General features: G+C 38.1%; 20 protein-coding genes. 12 read left to right on the plus strand and 8 right to left on the minus strand.

Features of this window, described 5'->3' with window-relative positions; genetic code table 11:
• Positions 1-31: 31 nt before the first annotated feature.
• From SFU91_07990 to coaE, 3 genes are read left to right on the plus strand one after another with little or no spacing between them, the layout of a single operon-like run.
• On the plus strand, positions 32-646 hold the full coding sequence (locus SFU91_07990; GenBank protein MDX2128960.1) for a hypothetical protein: 615 nt from the start codon (positions 32-34) through the stop codon (positions 644-646).
• Entirely contained in the window at positions 630-1,019 is a 390-nt protein-coding gene (locus SFU91_07995) for a hypothetical protein (GenBank protein ID MDX2128961.1), read from the plus strand. Before SFU91_07990 ends, SFU91_07995 begins: the two co-directional genes overlap by 17 nt.
• 17 nt (positions 1,020-1,036) lie before the next feature.
• Complete coding sequence (gene coaE, locus SFU91_08000) at positions 1,037-1,636, plus strand: dephospho-CoA kinase (protein ID MDX2128962.1); 600 nt, start codon at positions 1,037-1,039, stop codon at positions 1,634-1,636.
• 20 nt (positions 1,637-1,656) lie between these two features.
• On the opposite strand, the gene SFU91_08005 is transcribed toward coaE, so the two are convergent.
• Together SFU91_08005 and SFU91_08010 are read right to left on the minus strand one after the other, a co-directional pair.
• Positions 1,657-3,003, minus strand: coding sequence for a glycosyltransferase (locus tag SFU91_08005; protein ID MDX2128963.1), 1,347 nt, complete (start codon positions 3,001-3,003; stop codon positions 1,657-1,659).
• 182 nt (positions 3,004-3,185) lie between these two features.
• Positions 3,186-4,721: a GNAT family N-acetyltransferase gene (locus SFU91_08010; GenBank protein MDX2128964.1), complete on the minus strand. Its 1,536-nt coding sequence runs from the start codon at positions 4,719-4,721 to the stop codon at positions 3,186-3,188.
• Positions 4,722-4,826: 105 nt separating this feature from the next.
• On the opposite strand from SFU91_08010, the gene SFU91_08015 reads away from it, so the two are divergent.
• The 7 genes from SFU91_08015 to SFU91_08045 all read left to right on the plus strand — a co-directional run bounded on the left by SFU91_08015 (position 4,827) and on the right by SFU91_08045 (position 10,536).
• Complete coding sequence (locus SFU91_08015) at positions 4,827-6,116, plus strand: tetratricopeptide repeat protein (protein ID MDX2128965.1); 1,290 nt, start codon at positions 4,827-4,829, stop codon at positions 6,114-6,116.
• Between the two features lie 2 nt (positions 6,117-6,118).
• A complete protein-coding gene (locus SFU91_08020; GenBank protein ID MDX2128966.1) occupies positions 6,119-6,511 on the plus strand; it encodes an EVE domain-containing protein in 393 nt (130 codons plus the stop codon).
• Position 6,512: 1 nt separating this feature from the next.
• Positions 6,513-7,100, plus strand: a complete 588-nt coding sequence (locus SFU91_08025; GenBank protein MDX2128967.1) for a hypothetical protein — start codon at positions 6,513-6,515, stop codon at positions 7,098-7,100.
• Positions 7,004-8,542 carry a tetratricopeptide repeat protein gene (locus SFU91_08030; GenBank protein MDX2128968.1) on the plus strand — a complete coding sequence of 513 codons (1,539 nt, stop codon included), beginning with the start codon at positions 7,004-7,006 and terminating at the stop codon, positions 8,540-8,542. Before SFU91_08025 ends, SFU91_08030 begins: the two co-directional genes overlap by 97 nt.
• Positions 8,543-8,725: 183 nt before the next feature.
• Entirely contained in the window at positions 8,726-8,983 is a 258-nt protein-coding gene (locus SFU91_08035; GenBank protein MDX2128969.1) for a helix-turn-helix domain-containing protein, read from the plus strand.
• Positions 8,980-9,339: a HipA N-terminal domain-containing protein gene (locus SFU91_08040; GenBank protein MDX2128970.1), complete on the plus strand. Its 360-nt coding sequence runs from the start codon at positions 8,980-8,982 to the stop codon at positions 9,337-9,339. The genes SFU91_08035 and SFU91_08040 overlap by 4 nt, the downstream gene beginning before the upstream one ends.
• A gap of 6 nt (positions 9,340-9,345) precedes the next feature.
• On the plus strand, positions 9,346-10,536 hold the full coding sequence (locus SFU91_08045) for a HipA domain-containing protein (protein ID MDX2128971.1): 1,191 nt from the start codon (positions 9,346-9,348) through the stop codon (positions 10,534-10,536).
• A 62-nt stretch (positions 10,537-10,598) separates the two neighbouring features.
• Here the strand turns inward: SFU91_08045 and SFU91_08050 are convergent, their stop codons facing one another.
• Positions 10,599-11,819 (minus strand): DUF2914 domain-containing protein, encoded by a 1,221-nt coding sequence (locus SFU91_08050; GenBank protein ID MDX2128972.1) that lies wholly within the window; start codon positions 11,817-11,819, stop codon positions 10,599-10,601.
• 2 nt (positions 11,820-11,821) lie between these two features.
• Positions 11,822-12,508 carry a hypothetical protein gene (locus SFU91_08055; GenBank protein MDX2128973.1) on the minus strand — a complete coding sequence of 229 codons (687 nt, stop codon included), beginning with the start codon at positions 12,506-12,508 and terminating at the stop codon, positions 11,822-11,824.
• A 309-nt stretch (positions 12,509-12,817) separates the two neighbouring features.
• Here SFU91_08055 and SFU91_08060 point away from each other — a divergent pair, with 309 nt between their 5' ends.
• Together SFU91_08060 and SFU91_08065 are read left to right on the plus strand one after the other, a co-directional pair.
• Entirely contained in the window at positions 12,818-13,546 is a 729-nt protein-coding gene (locus tag SFU91_08060) for a methyltransferase domain-containing protein (protein ID MDX2128974.1), read from the plus strand.
• Between the two features lie 56 nt (positions 13,547-13,602).
• On the plus strand, positions 13,603-14,034 hold the full coding sequence (locus SFU91_08065) for a rhodanese-like domain-containing protein (GenBank protein MDX2128975.1): 432 nt from the start codon (positions 13,603-13,605) through the stop codon (positions 14,032-14,034).
• 32 nt (positions 14,035-14,066) lie between these two features.
• On the opposite strand, the gene SFU91_08070 is transcribed toward SFU91_08065, so the two are convergent.
• The 4 genes from SFU91_08070 to SFU91_08085 form a co-directional block, all read right to left on the minus strand.
• Positions 14,067-16,100 carry a jacalin-like lectin gene (locus SFU91_08070; GenBank protein ID MDX2128976.1) on the minus strand — a complete coding sequence of 678 codons (2,034 nt, stop codon included), beginning with the start codon at positions 16,098-16,100 and terminating at the stop codon, positions 14,067-14,069.
• A 96-nt stretch (positions 16,101-16,196) separates the two neighbouring features.
• Positions 16,197-17,015 carry a nitroreductase family protein gene (locus tag SFU91_08075; GenBank protein ID MDX2128977.1) on the minus strand — a complete coding sequence of 273 codons (819 nt, stop codon included), beginning with the start codon at positions 17,013-17,015 and terminating at the stop codon, positions 16,197-16,199.
• A gap of 9 nt (positions 17,016-17,024) precedes the next feature.
• Positions 17,025-17,372 (minus strand): hypothetical protein, encoded by a 348-nt coding sequence (locus SFU91_08080; protein ID MDX2128978.1) that lies wholly within the window; start codon positions 17,370-17,372, stop codon positions 17,025-17,027.
• 120 nt (positions 17,373-17,492) lie between these two features.
• Complete coding sequence (locus tag SFU91_08085) at positions 17,493-18,017, minus strand: isoprenylcysteine carboxylmethyltransferase family protein (protein MDX2128979.1); 525 nt, start codon at positions 18,015-18,017, stop codon at positions 17,493-17,495.
• Positions 18,018-18,029: the final 12 nt, after the last annotated feature.

Here is an 18,029-nt window from a genome sequence, read left to right on the forward strand (position 1 = left end):
GTCAAAAAATAAAATAACCTTCGAAGTAATTATGAACATCTCTGTGAAATTCGCAGTGCTGTTGTTTTTCTCTGTTCTCGTTCAATCCTGCGTCAAAAAGCCAATTGATATTTCGGGCACGGTATCAATGGAATATGCCGGAACGCAAATATCAACGACAAAAGAGAGTTTTGTTTTCTTACTTCATGACTCCATTGCAACTCCCTATTTGAACAAACGAAGAAAAGAATTCCAAGAAGAATTGGAAAGAATGAAAATCGTTCAAAGTGAAATTTTCGCAAAGTTTGATTCTCTTAAGTCGGCGATTTCAAACAAAGAAGTCAAAGCCCTTCACCTACAACTTGATTCCATACAAAGTTCCGCCGTCGAAATCAAAAAGCGAATCAATGAATTCAAACACGATTATGTCGTTTTCACAGCGAAAGAACTTGCAAAAAAAGCGATTCTAACCGCAAAGACAGCAGAGAACGGCGTATTTGGTTTTGATCAAATTTCCATCGGGAAATATGTCCTCATCAGTATCTATGAAGAAAAAGATCATAGTGGATTTCTGATTTCCACCGTTGAATTCACTGGAAAACCAATCAATGTACGCTTAGAAAATCATTCAATCGAGCCCGTATTAATTTATGAGCCCGAAAAGTAAATACCGTTATCTGAAAGTCACGTTTCTGATTCTCCCATTGCTTTTGGCATGTGAAAAGAAATCGGACCTTCGGCGTCTTATTCCAGAAGAGACATTTGTAAAGCTGTATATCGATCTTGAGTTTGCCAAAGTTGATTTTCTTTCTAAACCGGATTCATTGAAAGATACCATTGCATTTCAAGATTCTTTGGTCTATCTCTTTAAGGCCTATCAAGTATCACCCAAAGCTTATCAAGAACAATTGAACGCCTATGCTGTTCATCCTTTAGAATGGCAAGCTGTACAAAATATTGCCAATACTCAAATTCGAAAGTTGCGAGAGGAACAAGATTCAATCAAGAAAAGTCGAGAAATGCGGTATCGAATTGAGTAAATAAATAGATTGAACCAATGATAAAACTTGGAGTAACTGGCGGAATTGGAACCGGAAAAACCACCGTTTGCGAAATTTTGAAAGAATTTGGCTGTTTTATCTTTTCTGCGGATTCTATTGCAAAAGAAGTTCAAGAAAAAAATCCAACCGTGATTCTTGAAATGAAAAAACTTTTTGGTGATGCGATTTATCAAAATGGTGTTCCTAATCGAAAGAAAATTGCAGAAGTTGTATTTGCTGATAAAACCCAATTGCACCGACTCAATGCAATCATTCATCCAGTGGTGACAAAGGCATTTGAGGACGCTGTTTATGAAGCCTTTATGGCCGGTTACCAAGTCATCGTAAAGGAAGCAGCAATTATGTTTGAATCAGGAAGTGACAAAGGTCTTGATGCTATTTTGGTCGTTGCGTCAAGTTTAGAAACCCGTCTGAAAAGGCTTGAAGGAAGAGGAATTTCCAAAACTGATGCTTTAAAAAGAATTGAGCATCAACTCTCTCAAGAGACGTTATTGGAAAAATCAAAGTTCGTGATTTGGAACGATGGAACTATAGCAGAACTTCGCAAGAAAACTCAAGAAGTTTATAATGGGGTTATTGATCGTTTGAAACAATAGCACTTTTTCAGTCATTGCTTCTAATACACCGTAATCATTTGCCCCAATTCTTTCGAAAGTTGCTCAGCTAATCGTTTCCGATTGTACTTTTGAACGGTATCTTCTGATGGTCTTGGCAAATGACCCTTTTTCCACAAGTCAAAAAGAATTTCGAGTTTGGCGGCAATTTCGAGTGGTTTATCCGGAGCGGCAATAAACCCGTTCGCTTCACGAATAAAGAGGGCGGAAGCACCATCAGGCATAATCCCAAAGATGGTGCGGTTGCAAGCAACATATTCAAAAAGCTTTCCAAGAGTAATGCAATCATTGTTTTTAGCCTTTCCAAGCGTTGCCCAGAGAACATCTGCTTTTAAGTTTTCAAGAATCGCTTCTTGATGAGATACATAGCCTTTAGTTGTAATTAACCCATCCAGACCGGCATTTTTAGACTGCTTGAAATACTCATTTGGAAAAATTCCTGTGAAACTGAGTTCGATAAAATCCTTGATTTCAGGTCTTTTTTGGATTAACGCTTTTAACCCTTGAAAAAGAGGGACTGGTGTACGGTCATCTCGAAATACCCCTGAATAAGTCAGTCGAAATTTGTTTCCCTTGATATAACTCCGGTCAAGCCCTTGAAAATCTTCTTCGTCAAAGCCGTGAGGTATAATTGAAACATCAGTATGCTTTAGTTTCCCGTGATACTTTTTCACCAACAATTCTTTCAGGGTGCGATTCACAGAAACAACCTTATCTGCGGTTAAAACCACGGTTTCCTCAAGTGCTGCGTGCTTTCGCTTGTGAAATGGCGTAAGATAAAAATGCGACGGGTTATCTACCCAAGGATCACGAAATTCAACCGCTGTGGGTAATTGATACTTTCGCCGAAGCTCAAGGGCAATAAGATGAGAACTGAAGGGTGGAGCGGTTGAAAAAATTACTTCGATATCGCCGTTTTTCTCTATGATTTCTGATGCCTTTTGAATCGCAAAGCTATTCCAACCGATTTTATTATCCGGAATAAAAAAGGATTGACTAATCATGCTCATAAAACGGCGGGTGTTTTCGGCAGGCATCTTAAACTCGCGCTTACCGCTTGCCCGTGCAGCAGCTTTTGTAATATCTCGGGTGTCGGTACGATGGATTTCAACAGGCAATCCCTCAAGTTCATTCAATAGGGTTTCATCGTAAGCATAATAGGCAGTTGGGGAAATCGTCAAAACAATCGGTTTCCAGCCGAATTGCGGCAAATATTTCACAAACTTTAACGTTCTCTGAACGCCGGAAAGTCCCATCGGCGGGAAGTAATACGCTAAAATTAGAACCTTTTTTAATCCGCTTTCCAAAACGGGTTCATTTTTTTCGAATAGGGTAAATGATGGTGTCACAGGTGAAAAAATACGCGTTGATTACGGGATTCCCGTAATGGAAATTCATTTATTAACTAACTGGGTGTTTTGTGATGATTGTAAGGCAAAGATACGAAATCTTTAGGTCACAAGTTTTTAGAAGACGTGATTTAAAGCACTTGAAGATATTCAGAAAATATTAACACATTTAACAATGTTGATTAAAAACGTAAATCAAACCGATACTCCACAATATCTTTTCCATAGTCATTGTGTTTGCGTTCATCTGTTTTTTTAAAACTATAAGACTCATAAAGTTTGATCGCATCGGCTTGGTCAGCCAAAACCCACCCATAAATAAAAGGGAGTTTTGCCATCTGTGCAAATTGAATGGCGGATTCCAACAGATTTCTCCCAATGCCTTTTGAACGACTTGTCGGATGAACAATGAACCATTTTAACTCCGTGCCCCAAGGCAATTGCCCGCTGACAATCAATGAACCCATTATCCGTTGATTTTGCTCTGCCACAAAAATTCGATCGCGATGAGGATTGTAATTTTGAACAAATTGACCAATTTTTACAGCGCACTGTGCTTCAAAAACCATATTAAATTGATATTCTCGGGCATAAATCGCCCCGTGTAAGAAGATGATATGTCCAATGTCACCGGATTTGAATTCACTTCTGATAATTAATTGAGGATCTGAAATGTCAGGCTTGATAGTCTTTATTGGAGAATTTTCATTGGTAGAATCCATCCCTCGAACAAAACTAAAGTCTTGCTTTGAATCATTTAGAACAGACTTATTCCCTATTTTCAAATCTTTTTTTGAACTAGTAACCGTTTTTAACCAATCTTTTTGGGGTGAGCCAACCCATATTTCAGTACGAATTTTGTTATCGATTTCAATAATCTCCTCCGGATGAAAGTGCACTGCCTGAATAGGTTCGTTTAGCCCAAGATGTTTCCAAAAATGACTAACTGAAAGCAAAGAATCGCCAAAATGTCTGAATTCCACCCAACCGTGACATTCAAACCCCGTCAATGATTCCCAATCGGCAAAAAAAACAGTCGTTGGAGAAGGAAGTGATAAGTTGAAATAGGTCTTATTTTTTGATTGATCTCCCCAAAGCAGATAGTTATCGTGTAAATCGAGAATGAAGCGAGGACTTAGATTCGGGGTTCCGTTCGCTTCAAGAGTTCCAATAAAACCGGGGAATTTTTTCTGAAATAGGTTTTTGATTAAAATCGAAAGAGGCGTTTTGACATAGTTAAACTTTTTAGGTTCTGATGTTGGTAAAGTAAAGGACGGATACTCGATAAGTAAATTTTGAAGTGGGTTCAACAATTCAGGATTTGCCCAAATCGGCTCAATCAATTTGTTTTCTTTTGTCAGAAGATCAAACACTTGGGCTATCTGTAATTCAAAAACTTGCTTTCCCTCTGAGCGGCAATCATCATAAAGTAAATGTCCTTCTTCAGTTACAGGATCAAATGAATTGATTGCTTTTGTGAGTCCTTTGACTTGAAAACCGTGAAAATTAAGGGGATTAAGAAACGAAAGGGCAGCTTTTGGGTTAATTAATATATTTTCTTGTATCGGTGAATTGCAGCGGTCAGAAAAAACGATAGAAGTAGGGGTGATGTCTATAAGAGTAACAATCGATATCTGAACTAATCCCTTTGAATTTACTGTTGCTATAAAGCCTATACGGGCTGCCTCGTCGGCAGCAGCGCGCAGTGTGTCGTGCATTTTCTAAATCGGTTACAAACTTATTGTGTTTTGGTTCTGATTCTTACAGATAATAACATCAAAAATATTTAGGTTCAAATAAATTGGAAAATACTTGTTGCAAAAATGACTTACTTATCCCATCAACTCTATAAAGTGCGCTTCACGCTTCAAGATAAAGCTGCAATGCGGTTTCCCTTCATGCTTCTTTTAATCACTTCAGTCATCGGTCTTTGTGGAATGCCATCGAAGATGATTGCTCAGCAGGTTACAAATTTTTCACAACGGCGTTCTTCTCAAACCATTCTGCCCTTTGATACCGAGATTCGACAAGGGATTGAATACATATATAATCTTGAATTTGAAAAGGCCGATAACTTATTTGTGACCATCAATAAGGATCATAATAATCCGGCAGGAAAGTTTTTTATTGGAATGGTGACTTGGTGGAAGATTATGATGGACATTGATAACACATCGCTTGATGAGCAGTTTTCTAATCAAATGGACGAAGTGATTGACCTATGCGATGAACGCTTGGAGCGTGATGATCGTGATATTCAAGCATTGTTCTTTAAATGCGCTGCCTTGGGTTTCCGGGGCCGACTTCGCGCCAATCGCGGAAGTTGGCTAAAAGCCGCCAATGATGGCAAAGATGCTCTTCCACTTATCTCAAAGATTCGAAAGCTTGACGATGCCAATTATGACATGCAATTTGGGCTTGGGCTTTATAATTACTATGCAGAAGCGGTTCCTGATAAATTTCCTGCAACAAAACCGCTAACCATTTTTTTTCCAAAAGGAAATAAGAAAGAAGGAATTCGTCAACTGGAGCTCGCAGCCGATAGCGCTCGATATGCTGCTGCAGAGTCGCTCTACTTTCTGCTGCAAATCCACTATGTTTATGAAAAGAATTTCAACAAAGCAATTGAGTATGCCAAGCGGCTTCACAACCGATTTCCCAACAATCCATTTTTCTATGCTTATTTAGGTCGATGCTTTTATGCCGGTGGTTTTTGGAAAGAAGCTGAAACATTGTATTTCGATATTCTTCAAAAAGCCAAGTCGAAATCGCTTTACACCTCAGCCCGGTGGGAGCGTGAAGCCCATTATTATATTGGATTAATTAAAATGCATCAGCGAAATAATGCCGAGTCTTTTGCACATTTCATCAACGCCTATCAACTTGAAAAGCAAGTAGAACCCACTGAAGGCGAGCCTTCCGCATTTTATACCTTAACACATCTTCGTTTAGGTATGCTCTACGACCTTCAAGGGAATCGACAAAAAGCACTCGAACACTATAAAGTTGTACTCAATACAAAGGACTATAACAACGCCCAACAGCATGCAAAGAATTATATGAATTCACCTTACACTGGTGCAGCGCTTGATCAAACTTCAAATTCGCAATGATTATGGCTTATTTTCTTCTTAAAACAGAACCTTCAGATTACAATCTTGATCTTTTAGAAAAATCAAAAACAGCTTTTTGGGATGGTGTCGCGAATAATCTCGCGATTAAACACCTAAAGACAATCCAAAAAGGGGATTTGTGTTTCATTTATCATACCGGAAACGAGAAGGCAATCGTTGGTTTAGCGAAGGCCATATCGCTACCAAAGGAAGATGAAGCAAAAGGGTGGGGCGTTGATGTCAGCTTTGAAAAACGGTATTCTAAACCCATTACACTCAGCGAAATCAAGGCGGATAAGAATTTTGAAGGTTTTGATTTAGTCCGCAACTCACGACTCTCCGTTATGCCGGTGCCCCCGCCTTACTTGGAAGTATTGCTAAATAAGTATTTGTGATGTGAAAATTTCCGCTTCAAATTTAGATGCATACTGGCGAAAGTATAAGAACAAACTCTCGAAACAAAGTACCACTCAAGCTTCAAAAACCTTTGAATTATTAGAGAAAGCTTTTGAAATTGGCTTTGCTATCATTGAGCGAGAGAGACAAAATGCGAAGTTGTGTATTCAATATATCAAAGAAGCTGAGGCATTAAACGACAGGTATCCGTCTCATTTTATTTCTGCGAAAATAAGCTTTTACAAAGGGCGATATCACTCCGAGCATGATGAAACTGAAGAGGGAATTCAATGTCTTGAAGAGGCTCTAAAAAGTTTATCCCAAGTTGATTCGAGAGACAAGCATATTGAACAAATTGAATTTGTAGCTGCTGCTATATATGTTGAGTTAGGGATTGCGAATGGGAAATTAAGCCGTTATGAAAAAACGGTTGAATACAATCGGCAAGCAATTCAGATTTATGAAAACTCAGGTCCATTCATGATGAAACCGTGGTTTTTCCTATCTCGAATATCGGGAATGTTTATTTTGCTCAAAGTGATTATCAAAATGCTGCCCGCAACTACCGAGAAGCACTACGGGGATTAAAACGACCGGATCATCTAAAAACCATTGCCTTATTATCAGATAACCTTGGCCAATGCATTATAAAATTGGGCGATTTCACCTCGGCCGCAGGGTTGTTTCAAACTTCTCTCAAAATTTCTCATCAAATAGGTTTAGCATTTGCAGAAGGGAGTTCTTATCAAGCTCTGGGAGATTTGTATCGAGAATTGCATGATTTCGAAGAGTCTGAAAAGGCACTTCAAATGAGTCTTTTCATTCGCAAACGAATTGGAGATCTTCGCGGTCAAGCCCATTCTCTTGAAGCAGTTCGCTCTGTTAAATTATTCGGTAATCAGTTGGTCGTTGGTGGCGATTTCACTTCTGTTGGTTCATCTTTACCCGCCAATCGACTCGCAATTCTTAACACCACCAATAATTCTTGGAGTTTACTCGGAACAAATTCAGCCAATGGTGTTAATGGAAGAGTAACAAGTATTGAAGGTGGTTCTGCTTCAAGATTTGCAGTCGGAGGTGCTTTTACCTCAGCAAATGCCGAACTTGGAAACCTTAATGTCAATCGCATCGCGATATTCTCGAAGGAGATTGGACTTACCCAATGGAAACCAATTGGCTTTTCTGATGCGGAGGGAACAAATGATACCGTAAGATCAATCGCGTATTTCGATGGAAACTATTGGGCTGGGGGGAAGTTTTCAGAAGTTGGAATCGGAAACAATGAGTTTTCATCCGGTTTTGGCAGTTGGGAAGATCAAAATAACCACTATAAAATTATGGCAGCCTCGTTACCGATTTCACCAATTGCTTTCACGGGAACTTCGTCAGCTGTGGGAATTTCAAATGGTGGAAGTGGTACGATATCTGTCCGTTTCTTTCCCACAAAACCAATAAATCCAGAGGATATTCCAATCAATGTGTCACCATACCGATGGGTCATTTCACAATCAGGATTTGATTTAACTTTTGGCGGACAATTTTTTGTTAATCTATCTCAATTACCAAACAATGGAATCACCGGACCTGCTTCGATAAAGATTTTTCAGAGAAGGACAATTGGTGTTGGCGGTTTTAATGAACTTTCAACAACATATTTGGAATCAACGGCACAACTGCGTGCAAATTTTTCAGGGGATGGAGAGTTTGCACTAGGTGGGCTACCCGGTTCTGTTCTCTCATCACCCGAGTTAAACAGCCCTCGGGGTTTTCAACTTGATCAAAACTATCCTAATCCTTTTAATCCTGAAACACGGATTCAATACCAATTGCCCGCATCATCCTTTGTTACTCTTGAAGTTTTTGATGTATTGGGGAGGAAAATTGTAACCCTGCTTAATCAGAACCAAAAGGAAGGGAACTACTCGATTCGTTTTAATGCGTCTCAATTCCTATTGACAAGTGGTGCTTATTTTTATCGGCTAAAAGCAGGAAACTATGTAGAAACCAAAAAAATGGTTTTAGTAAAATAAATGATGAATTGATTCGGCAATAAGATTACTTCGGATTTTAGAAATACTTGATTTGCGTATTGTCAAATTCGACGAAGGGCTCGAAAAAATCCGAGCCCTTTTTTCGTTTTCCTGATTTCTTTGGTAAAGAATTTTTTTTCATTTATATTTAAACTTAACAAAGAAATCACATCTTAATCAGTTATGACCGTTAAAGAATTAGGTGAATCCATAAAAATCAGGAGAAAATCGCTAAAAATCACTCAACCGGATTTATCAGAGCTTGCAGGGATTAGCCCCAATACTTTATATAAGTTGGAATGTGGCCTCACAAACCCCTCAATGGATGTTGTTTCTAAAGTTGCCGATATTTTGGGTTTGGAACTGACTTTGATTCCAAAAGTAAAATCAATGCAAGAATCAATTAATGAAAGTAATGAAGATTTGGTTTCACGATCATGAGTGATAGAATTAAACCTAGAAAAGCCGCTGTTTATTTCCGAGATGATTTCGCAGGAATACTGAGTGAAACTGCAAATGGATTTTCATTTCGATATCTTGACTTATATTATTTTGATTCTTCAAAACAGGCAATTAGTCTAACCCTCCCCAAAAATCAACAAGAATATCAAAGCACCATTCTCTTTCCATTTTTTATTTCGCTTTGCAGTGAGGGCGCAAACCTAAAAAGACAACTCCTTTATGCCGCTGTTGAAGAAACTGATTTTTTTGGATTGCTTTTAGCCACAGCCGGTTATGATACCATCGGTGCCGTTACGATCTCTCCGTTTGAAAAAGACATTTCTGTCACATTTTAGAATAAGATGGAAAACGGGCAGAAGAATGAAGGAATCCTTCACGACAATCGATTGATGGATCATACACCGCATCTTTTTGAAAATGTTGAGAGTAAGCAAGAGTTTAAACCGGTACACAAAACAATTTCAAAAAAACATCAAGATCAAACCCTAAAAATTCTTGCTGAGAAAGGGGTTTGCCCCGGTTCTTTAGCAGAAGAAAAAACAGGTTATGGAATAAGTACATTGAGGTCTGTTTTTTTTGGGAAAAAAGTTAAACCAATTTTACCTTTTCCTTCGCCACTTGTCAATGAAAGATCCGCAGAGCGATTTCTACAAAATCGAAAATCAATTTCGATTCCGGGCGTTCATGAAAAGGTGAGTTTGATTCAAGAAAAGAATCGATTGCGACTTACAGAACCGAATGAATTCGGTACTCATCTCTTAAAACCTATCCCGCGCGATCTCTTGCGTGCTGATCAAGTTCCCGCCAACGAATCGCTTACGCTTCAGATCGCGAAGCAAGTTTATGGAATTGCTATTGCTGAATGTGCTCTCATATTTTTTGAGAATGAAGTCCCCGCGTTCATCACCAAACGATTTGACCAAATGGCAACTATCGAAACTCTCTCGGATGAAAAGAGGTCAGTTCGTGATCAAAAACTTGCGGTGGAAGATTTCACTTCGCTTTTGGGGCTTTCACCACTCACGCACGGGAATAACTATAAACGCGAATCGAGCTATGAAACTGTTGGGAAAACACTCAAGAAATATGTCCCTGCTTGGCGTATTGAAATCGAGAAGCTTTTTCAACGAATTTTGTTTTCATTTCTTTTTTCTAACGGCAATTTTCATCTGAAAAATATTTCGTTGATTGAAACTACATCAGGCGATATGATTCTTTCACCAGCCTATGACATTAAGAATACCGAGTTACACGAAGAAACGCCTGTGCTCTCACTTCAAGGCGGGCTTTTTGATGATCACTTTAAAAGCCTCGATTATGAGCATTTTGGATACCCATCGAAAATTGATTTCGTTGAACTTGCAAGACGATTTGAAATTCCAGAATCACGAATTCATAAAATACTTGCACCTTTTATCACAAAGCAACCAGAAGTAAAATCACTCATCGATCGCTCTTTCCTCAAAGAAGAAGTAAAGAAACTTTATTATGTTCATTATCTAACACGGCTGAACTACCTTGAAGGAACTTAAACATTTAACATAAACACGGTCTTGATACAAAATGTCTTTGTTTTTTTCACTCGTTCACTTTGTTAACGGGTTATCCAAACAAGTTTGCGGTTAGTTTTATCAATTTTCTTGACAGTAAAATCAACCCGACCAAGCAGAAAGCCGTCTTCAGTCATAATGTCCACTTCCCAAGGTCCTTCAAAAACAACTCTTTTGTAAGTAAATCCACGGAAACCGGTCTCGCGCCCACCTGTGAGTTGATATGAGAGGGAATCTGTTTGAACCCAACCCCTTTTGGAATCTTTGTAACGCCAAGCATGATACACTCTTTTTTTTAATTCGGTTGGCGCAAAAACAGACGCAAAGCAAAAAATGGTATCACCCTCTTGATATAAAAAGGTTTTGTTCGTTTTTCGCCAAAATTCCCATTTAACAGGGTTTGCTTCGTAGGCCAATTGGTATTTATCTCCGGATTTGATTGCTGTATGAAAAACGCCTGCAAAACGTATTGCAATTGGAACCGGTGGAATGATATTAAATTGATAGAGAAGCACTTTAAGGGCAAATAAAACTGCAATTGAAGAAAGAATGATTCCAAATCGGGGTTTTAACGAATATTGTTTTTTCCACAACACCATTACCCAAAGGATAAAAACATAAATAAAACATAACCCAAAAGCAATAAGGCCACCCAAAAAAAATTGATCCTTCGTCATTTTTTTGGTGAGAATTGGGATGAAAAAAGTAAAAAAAGAGAATAATGCGAGAAAGTACAAAGGGAGTTGAAACGCACTTCGGCTAATTCTTCTCTTAAAAACTTCAGCCAAATACGCTGCTCCCGTAAGAATACCCATAAAGGCAAATGTTTTAAAGAGAACCGCACTCTGAAAATAAAACTCTAAATTTTTGCTGAACAACCCCCCTAAACAAAATTGAGCGGCAAATTGAATTCCGTTTTTGAACTTCAATAGCTTTTCAGATTGAATGGTGTGGTGCTCAAAAAGGGCACTCATCAGCACAAAGATTCCTCCAAAAATTGCAAAAAATGCTGTTAAAACAGTGCTTTTTAAATCGTCAATTCGTCTTGCAGTTAAAGCATTAAGAAGAAATCCGGCAATAAAAATGATTGACCAAAGCCAAAGGGAATAGGCACTTTGATCAAATCGTTGATATGCTGCTCCCGCCTTTTTGCCAAGGTTTTTTCCGGCATCAAGAAGTTTTTTTTGAATTTTGTGAGGATTGACTTCTGGTTGGTTTTGATTCTCTTGGGTTTGAGTGGGATTTTGTTTTGACTTTTCGGTCATAACTAAAAAAGTGTTCCGAAAGTCAAATTAAGTGAAATGCTCCCAAAAAAGGTTAATGCTCCTTTACTTTCAAGCATTTGAACACCTGCAGGTAAATAGCTAAATTGGTACCTAACGGAAAGACCCTGAAGCATAAGCGGATTTGCTCCGAAATAAGCGCCTGCTCCAACTTGACCGTTAAACCCCAACGCAATGTAACCTTTAGAAAAATCAAAGAAGCCGGAGAGCCAATTATATACATAGCCAAATGTAGGACCTGCACCAAATTCAATAAAGGGCCTAAAAGAGCGTGTAATTTCATTGCGAAATAGGCGATGTTGAAATGTCGCGGTTAAAGGGAACATCATCAAACTGTTTAGTTTTGGTCGAAATGGGGGTCTTCCAAGTGGTGCGCTTGGGTCTGGAGAATCCGGATCATAAATCCAATTCTGACCCGTAAAAAAGTCAAATGATTGACGCTCATTGGGGTCATTATCACTGGTTACGCCAAAAGACAGTACAAACATCCAATCAGGGTCAAAGCTTTTCACATAATTGAAATTCACCGCATAACTTCGAGAAGTTAACCCCAAGCTTCCTGAAAAGCCGGTTCTCGTAGTAAAATTTGGCCCATAGTATTCATCATCCGCTTCGATTTCAATTTCTTCAACGGGTTTGGGCTTCTTTGACTGTGCTGCCAAATTAGTCATACCGAATGTGAAGTAAGAAAATGATAAGAGAAGAGCCATCATGAAGCTTTTCGAACAAATTAGGGAATAAATTGTACGATCAAATGAAAGAGGAGAAAAACGATAAGGCATGATGAATAACAATTTTTTGAATACTGGTTCCAAAATGCGACTTATGGGCGATGCGAAATTCATATGAATTTGCGAACCTAAGATATTGGATTTCATAGACTTCATTTTCTTGGATAAGTTTTACTTTACATAATTTATCTTATACAACAAAAATTGGAATCGACGGCAACATTGTGTATAATAGCCAAAAATTAAGATATGAACCTAGATCATAACCCTAAAAGCGGCTCATTATTTGGCGTTTCAGCCTCAGATTATGATAAATTATCTGAGTTACGACCTGAATTTCTTGAACGATTTTCAATATGGGAAAAACATATCTCATTAACATTCCCGAACCAACGGAATCTTAAGGCTTTAGACCTTGGATGCGGTAACGGATATATAACACTTACTTTAGCAAAACTCGGATATCAAGTTGTCTCCATAGACGGAGATCAAGAAATGCTGAAACTTACAAGAAATAAACTTGAAAACGAAAAGTTAATCGGTTCAGTTTCGCTTGGTCATTACTTTTTACCCTTACCTGACCAATTTGTCACTGAACATGAGAATCATTTTGACTTAATCGTTCTTTCTAGTGTGATTGAGTACATTGAAAAATCTGATCAACTACTTAAACAATGTCAACTCTTACTGAAACCTGACGGATATTTAATGATTTCTTTTCCTAACAAAAAATCAATCTATAGACTGTTAGAACGACTTTTAAAGAACACTCCAATATTTAAGAACTCTTATGTAAGATTTCAAAAAAAGCAATATGATCTTTCAGACATTAATTTCATTTCAATATCAAATAACTTCACAATCGAATTTACAAAATACTACGCTTTGCCATTTCAACGTTATCTAAAGTATTTCACTAAATCCAATTCGATTGATTGGCTTTCAACTCTTATTTTAGTAAAATTTAAGAAAAAGTAATATTTATCGTAGCACAAATCAAAGATATGAAATCAAAGATATTTTACTTGTTATTCATGCTGAATTTCATGATTTTGAACGATAAAGTAACTTTGAAATATTTCTCTATTGATCGGCATTCATTAATCATTCATGAAATAGAATCAGATAGTTCAAAATTCACAACTTTAGAACCCGACTCTCTAGAATCTTTTCTTTTTTCAAACAAAGAATGCGTTATTCTTGATGTTCGCACCAAAGAAGAATTTGAAGGGAAAAGCTCTCCAAATTTAGGAACATTAAAAAATGCAATTCACATCCCCTATCAAGATTTAGAAACAAGATCGGTAGAATTAGAAAAGTATAAAAATCAAACCATTTTAGTTTATTGCGCAAGAAGTCGCCGTAGCCTTATTGCTGCCGAAATACTCTCGAAAAAAGGGTTCAAAAAGATTATCAACCTTAACGGAGGGATTCAGATGATAAAAAACAAAAAACTTAAAAAATAGCCTCACAATATAAATTTGTCTAATCCAATTAGTTACTTGCAATATTCACCATAAAGCCGATCCAAAACAAGGCTTGGAACTCCATTAAGGTTCGGTGAATACCTCAAAATAAAACATTGAGAATATTCAGAATCATCTATAGTTTGCTGCCCTAAACTTTTCCAAATTCCATTATCCAAATAAAATACATTTACTTGAACCGACGCCGCATCTCTTGGCAATTTCAAACTGTGTTTCTTTTTTGTATTGAAATCCCTCAAATGTAGCTTTTTTAATAAATTTCCTTGATTGTATTCAATAACGGCCTCAACTGAATTTGAAGTTTGGTTGTCAATAAAAATCATTTCCCTAGATTTCGCCTTAGGATTCGATGGGCTGCAATCATTGTTGTTTCCCTCAAGACTAAATGGATGATCAACCCAAGCCGACCAAGAGCCATTGATTTGCGCTCGAACCCTCCAATGCCAATTCGAGAGCTTTTGATTGTCAACAAATCCGGTTGTGTTAAATGAGAAAAAATTGGAATGTAATTTGGTTTCGCTAATCGTTGGCGGTTCTCCCTCACGATAAACCTCAAAATGATAAATTGCGGCATTATCAGTAGGGTTCCATTGAAAAAACCAGTCCATTGGATCTTCCCTATTGTTACATCCGTTATCTAAAACCGAATTCGCAAGTGGGAAAAGACTTGTAATCGCAGGTGAAGGAACGGGTTGTTGAAAAATTGGCTTCCCGGTGGTTGGCAACCCTTGGGTTATGGGAGCGCTCGGTTCAGAAGGGTTATTCCCACAGTCGTTATTCGGCGGTTCAATCGAAAAGAAAGATTTAGGGCTCCAAACTGACCATTCACCTCCAATTTGAGCACGAATTTGCCACGACCAGTTGTAAAGCATGCTTTGTTCAACCGGAAGCGCTTGAGAATAAACAAAAGTAGGAGAAGTCAGCGCTTGCTCATTCAAAATCAAATTTTGTTTTGTATCAAAGACCTGTAAATGGTAAAGCGTTGCTCCGGTTTTGAATTCCCAAGCAAACATCCATTCTAATTTATCCCGACCTTCGGTGCAAGCATTATCTAATACTTCATTTGGTTTCGGTTGAAATTGAATAGGATGTTGAATCATAGCGGGTACAGGCTTGATTGGAGCAGGCGGCTCGGGTTCATAAACCAAACCCAAGGCATCGATGTATTTACCGACTCTACCTGTAAATCCCGTGATTAAAAAGCCTGCCGGAACTTGGATTTCTTTCTTTTGCTTCCCTGTTAATTTTCCATACACCGGCGAGTTCCTGAGATTGGTATGAATTTGAAGATTGTGAATATAATTTCCGCCTTTTCCATCGAAGCTTAGGGATACTCGCGTAATTCTCTCTTGAGCTTGAAGGATAAATCGTTGAAGCGATCCTCCATTTCCCCCGAAAGATTTGCTTTCACCCTTCGCATTAAGTATCGAAATGCCATCAATCCAATCTCCTGCGCGAATTTGTATTTCTGTTACGCTGGGTAAAATCGCTTGAAATGGATTTCCAGACTTGCCTCCGAAAATTTCTGATTGAGGCTTTTTTTCACCAAATTCTTCCATCACGACCCCAATCCCATTAAGAGATAGGGATGAACGACCATAGAAGCCGAGAAAACGATAACCTTCCGGAATGACAATTGAAAAGGGTTCCCTACCCTTTTTTTTTCCATATTCTGGAGATTGACGCTTATTCGTTATAAATTGGATGGATTCGACGGAAGCAATCTGGCTACCGCTCAAAGTTCCTTTTACTTCGATAAGATTTTCATCAGGGTCTAACTCAAATCGATGAATGGTTGAAATCAGATTGCCTTTTTCATTAGCAGCCAACGCTCTATCACAAAAGACTTTGATTCCTTCAAGCCAAACCCCAGTTTTAACTTGGATTTCGACGACAGATTGGCATGTGGTTTCGAAATCATTTCCTTGATTTCCACCATACATTGGTGTTGTTTTTATTTGTGCGTAAAGATGGGTTGGAAAGGTTATGAGAAGAACCGCGATACTTAAGCTGCAAAAAAGAAACGAATTGAATCCCACTTTCATCTTTGGAATATTTTGATTTAAAAAGAGGGATGTAAAAATTAACCTTGAAGTCAGAATCTAAAGAAATTATATGAATCGTAAATGATGTTTATTCCGTTACTTTTTAGGAATCCACGGCTTGCCAAATTGCTCTTCAAATACAAATTTCGAAACAACTTTACGCTGCGTGCTTGACCAATCAATCGTCGGGCGTTTTGATTTCGAATCGATATACCCGAACCTAAATAAGGCAATAAGTTCGAAATTATCCGGAGGACTGATGGAATCAATACATTTTTGCCAAAATTCTCCGCCTGCTTCCATCGGGAGAGAAATAAATTGAACACCGATGCCAAGCGAAGTAGCAGTCAACCAAATATTCTCGATTGCCATACCCAAAGCCAGCAGCGAATACATCCCCGAGTTTTCAGTTTTTTTGTATTCTTCTTTGGTGAGTAATACCCCAAGAATCAGGGGCGATTTCGAAACTAATTTTTTTGAATCGATGGCTAAAATCCAAGGGACACGAAGTTTATTCATGACTTCTCCGCCCTTTTCAGAAAAAATGAAGCGAATAAACGGTCTCAATGGGGCAGGCATATTATCAATATGAATTCCATCGCCCAATTTATCAGTTTCCTCCTTGGAAAATCGGAAATATTTAAGATAACGCCTCCAAAAATCTCCTTTTTCCATCACAACCCTCATCGACTGACCTGCAATTTTGCCCAATTCATTTCTTTTTTCAGAATCACGAATGAGAACAAATCGCCAAGGCTGAGAATTAAAATGACTTGGCGCGTGACTTGCAGCCTCCATCAGCATTTTAATATGTTCTTCAGATAAAGGCTTGGGGTCAAAGTGACCATTGGTGGTTCGTCTATTTCGAATCGCTTCAAAAAGCGACATCGTTGGGGCTGAGTGCGATGTATTCATAGCGGTGAATTATAAAGTAAAGATATAAACCATCAAACAGGAATAGCTGAAAAGCGAAAACAGCGCATAAGGAATATGACCCTTAGATTTTGCCGGAAATCGGGTCATCAATAAAAGGATAATCAGCTGCACCAAAAAAAGCCCACCTAAACTTAGGTTGCTCACGCTCGCGGTAATGAGAGAGACCGTTACAGAAAGGATGACGAAAAAATACAAAATGTGATGGAACGGTCGCCATTTATGCGAACGGAAAAACCCAAACCGTACTGCATTCCCAAAAAAGAAAGTGAGCCAAAATAACCCGTATCCTACCAAATAAACAGTTCCTGAAAAATTGGTGAATGGAATAAGCGTCACTTTCTACAAAATTTTGATTTAATAAATTACTTTATGTAAAGTATATATTTCCTAAAATCCTTTCAAATGTTTACCATTTGAAAGAGAAATTGAAAAAGGAACGCTTTCTTAAAAATATTTTCATTTTTCACTCAAAGTTGCCAAAGCCTTCTCCTCTTCTTCTATTCTGACATTCAATAACCATACATTCAAGATTGTGAAAATAATTGAAGTTATGTAAAGTTTAAATAAAATCGGGAAAAACAAAATTTCCATTCGAACAATCCAATAATTTGGGTGGCGTACAAAGCGATAGATGCCACTTTGGATTGGTCGTGAACCGGGCAAAACAATAATCTTCGTATTCCAAAACTCACCAAGAGATTTTATGACATAATACCTTACAATCTGCAAAAACAGCAAAAATGTAAGCAAACTTCCCCAAAATGGAAAAATCGAAGGTTTCAAAAGAATAAATTCTGTAATCATACCGACAAACCAGCCCAAATGCAAAAGGACCATCCATTTGTAGTGGCTTTCGCCGTATTCAATTGCCCCTTTCGCTTTAAGCTGTGTTTCGTTATGCCTTGATACCATTAGCTCCATCAAACGCTGAACAGCCAGCAAAATAATAAGATACAGAAAATACTCTTTTGTTAAGTCCATTAGTAAAGTTAT

It is taken from the genome of Chloroherpetonaceae bacterium (assembly GCA_033763895.1).
Lineage (GTDB): Bacteria > Bacteroidota > Chlorobiia > Chlorobiales > Thermochlorobacteraceae > JANRJQ01.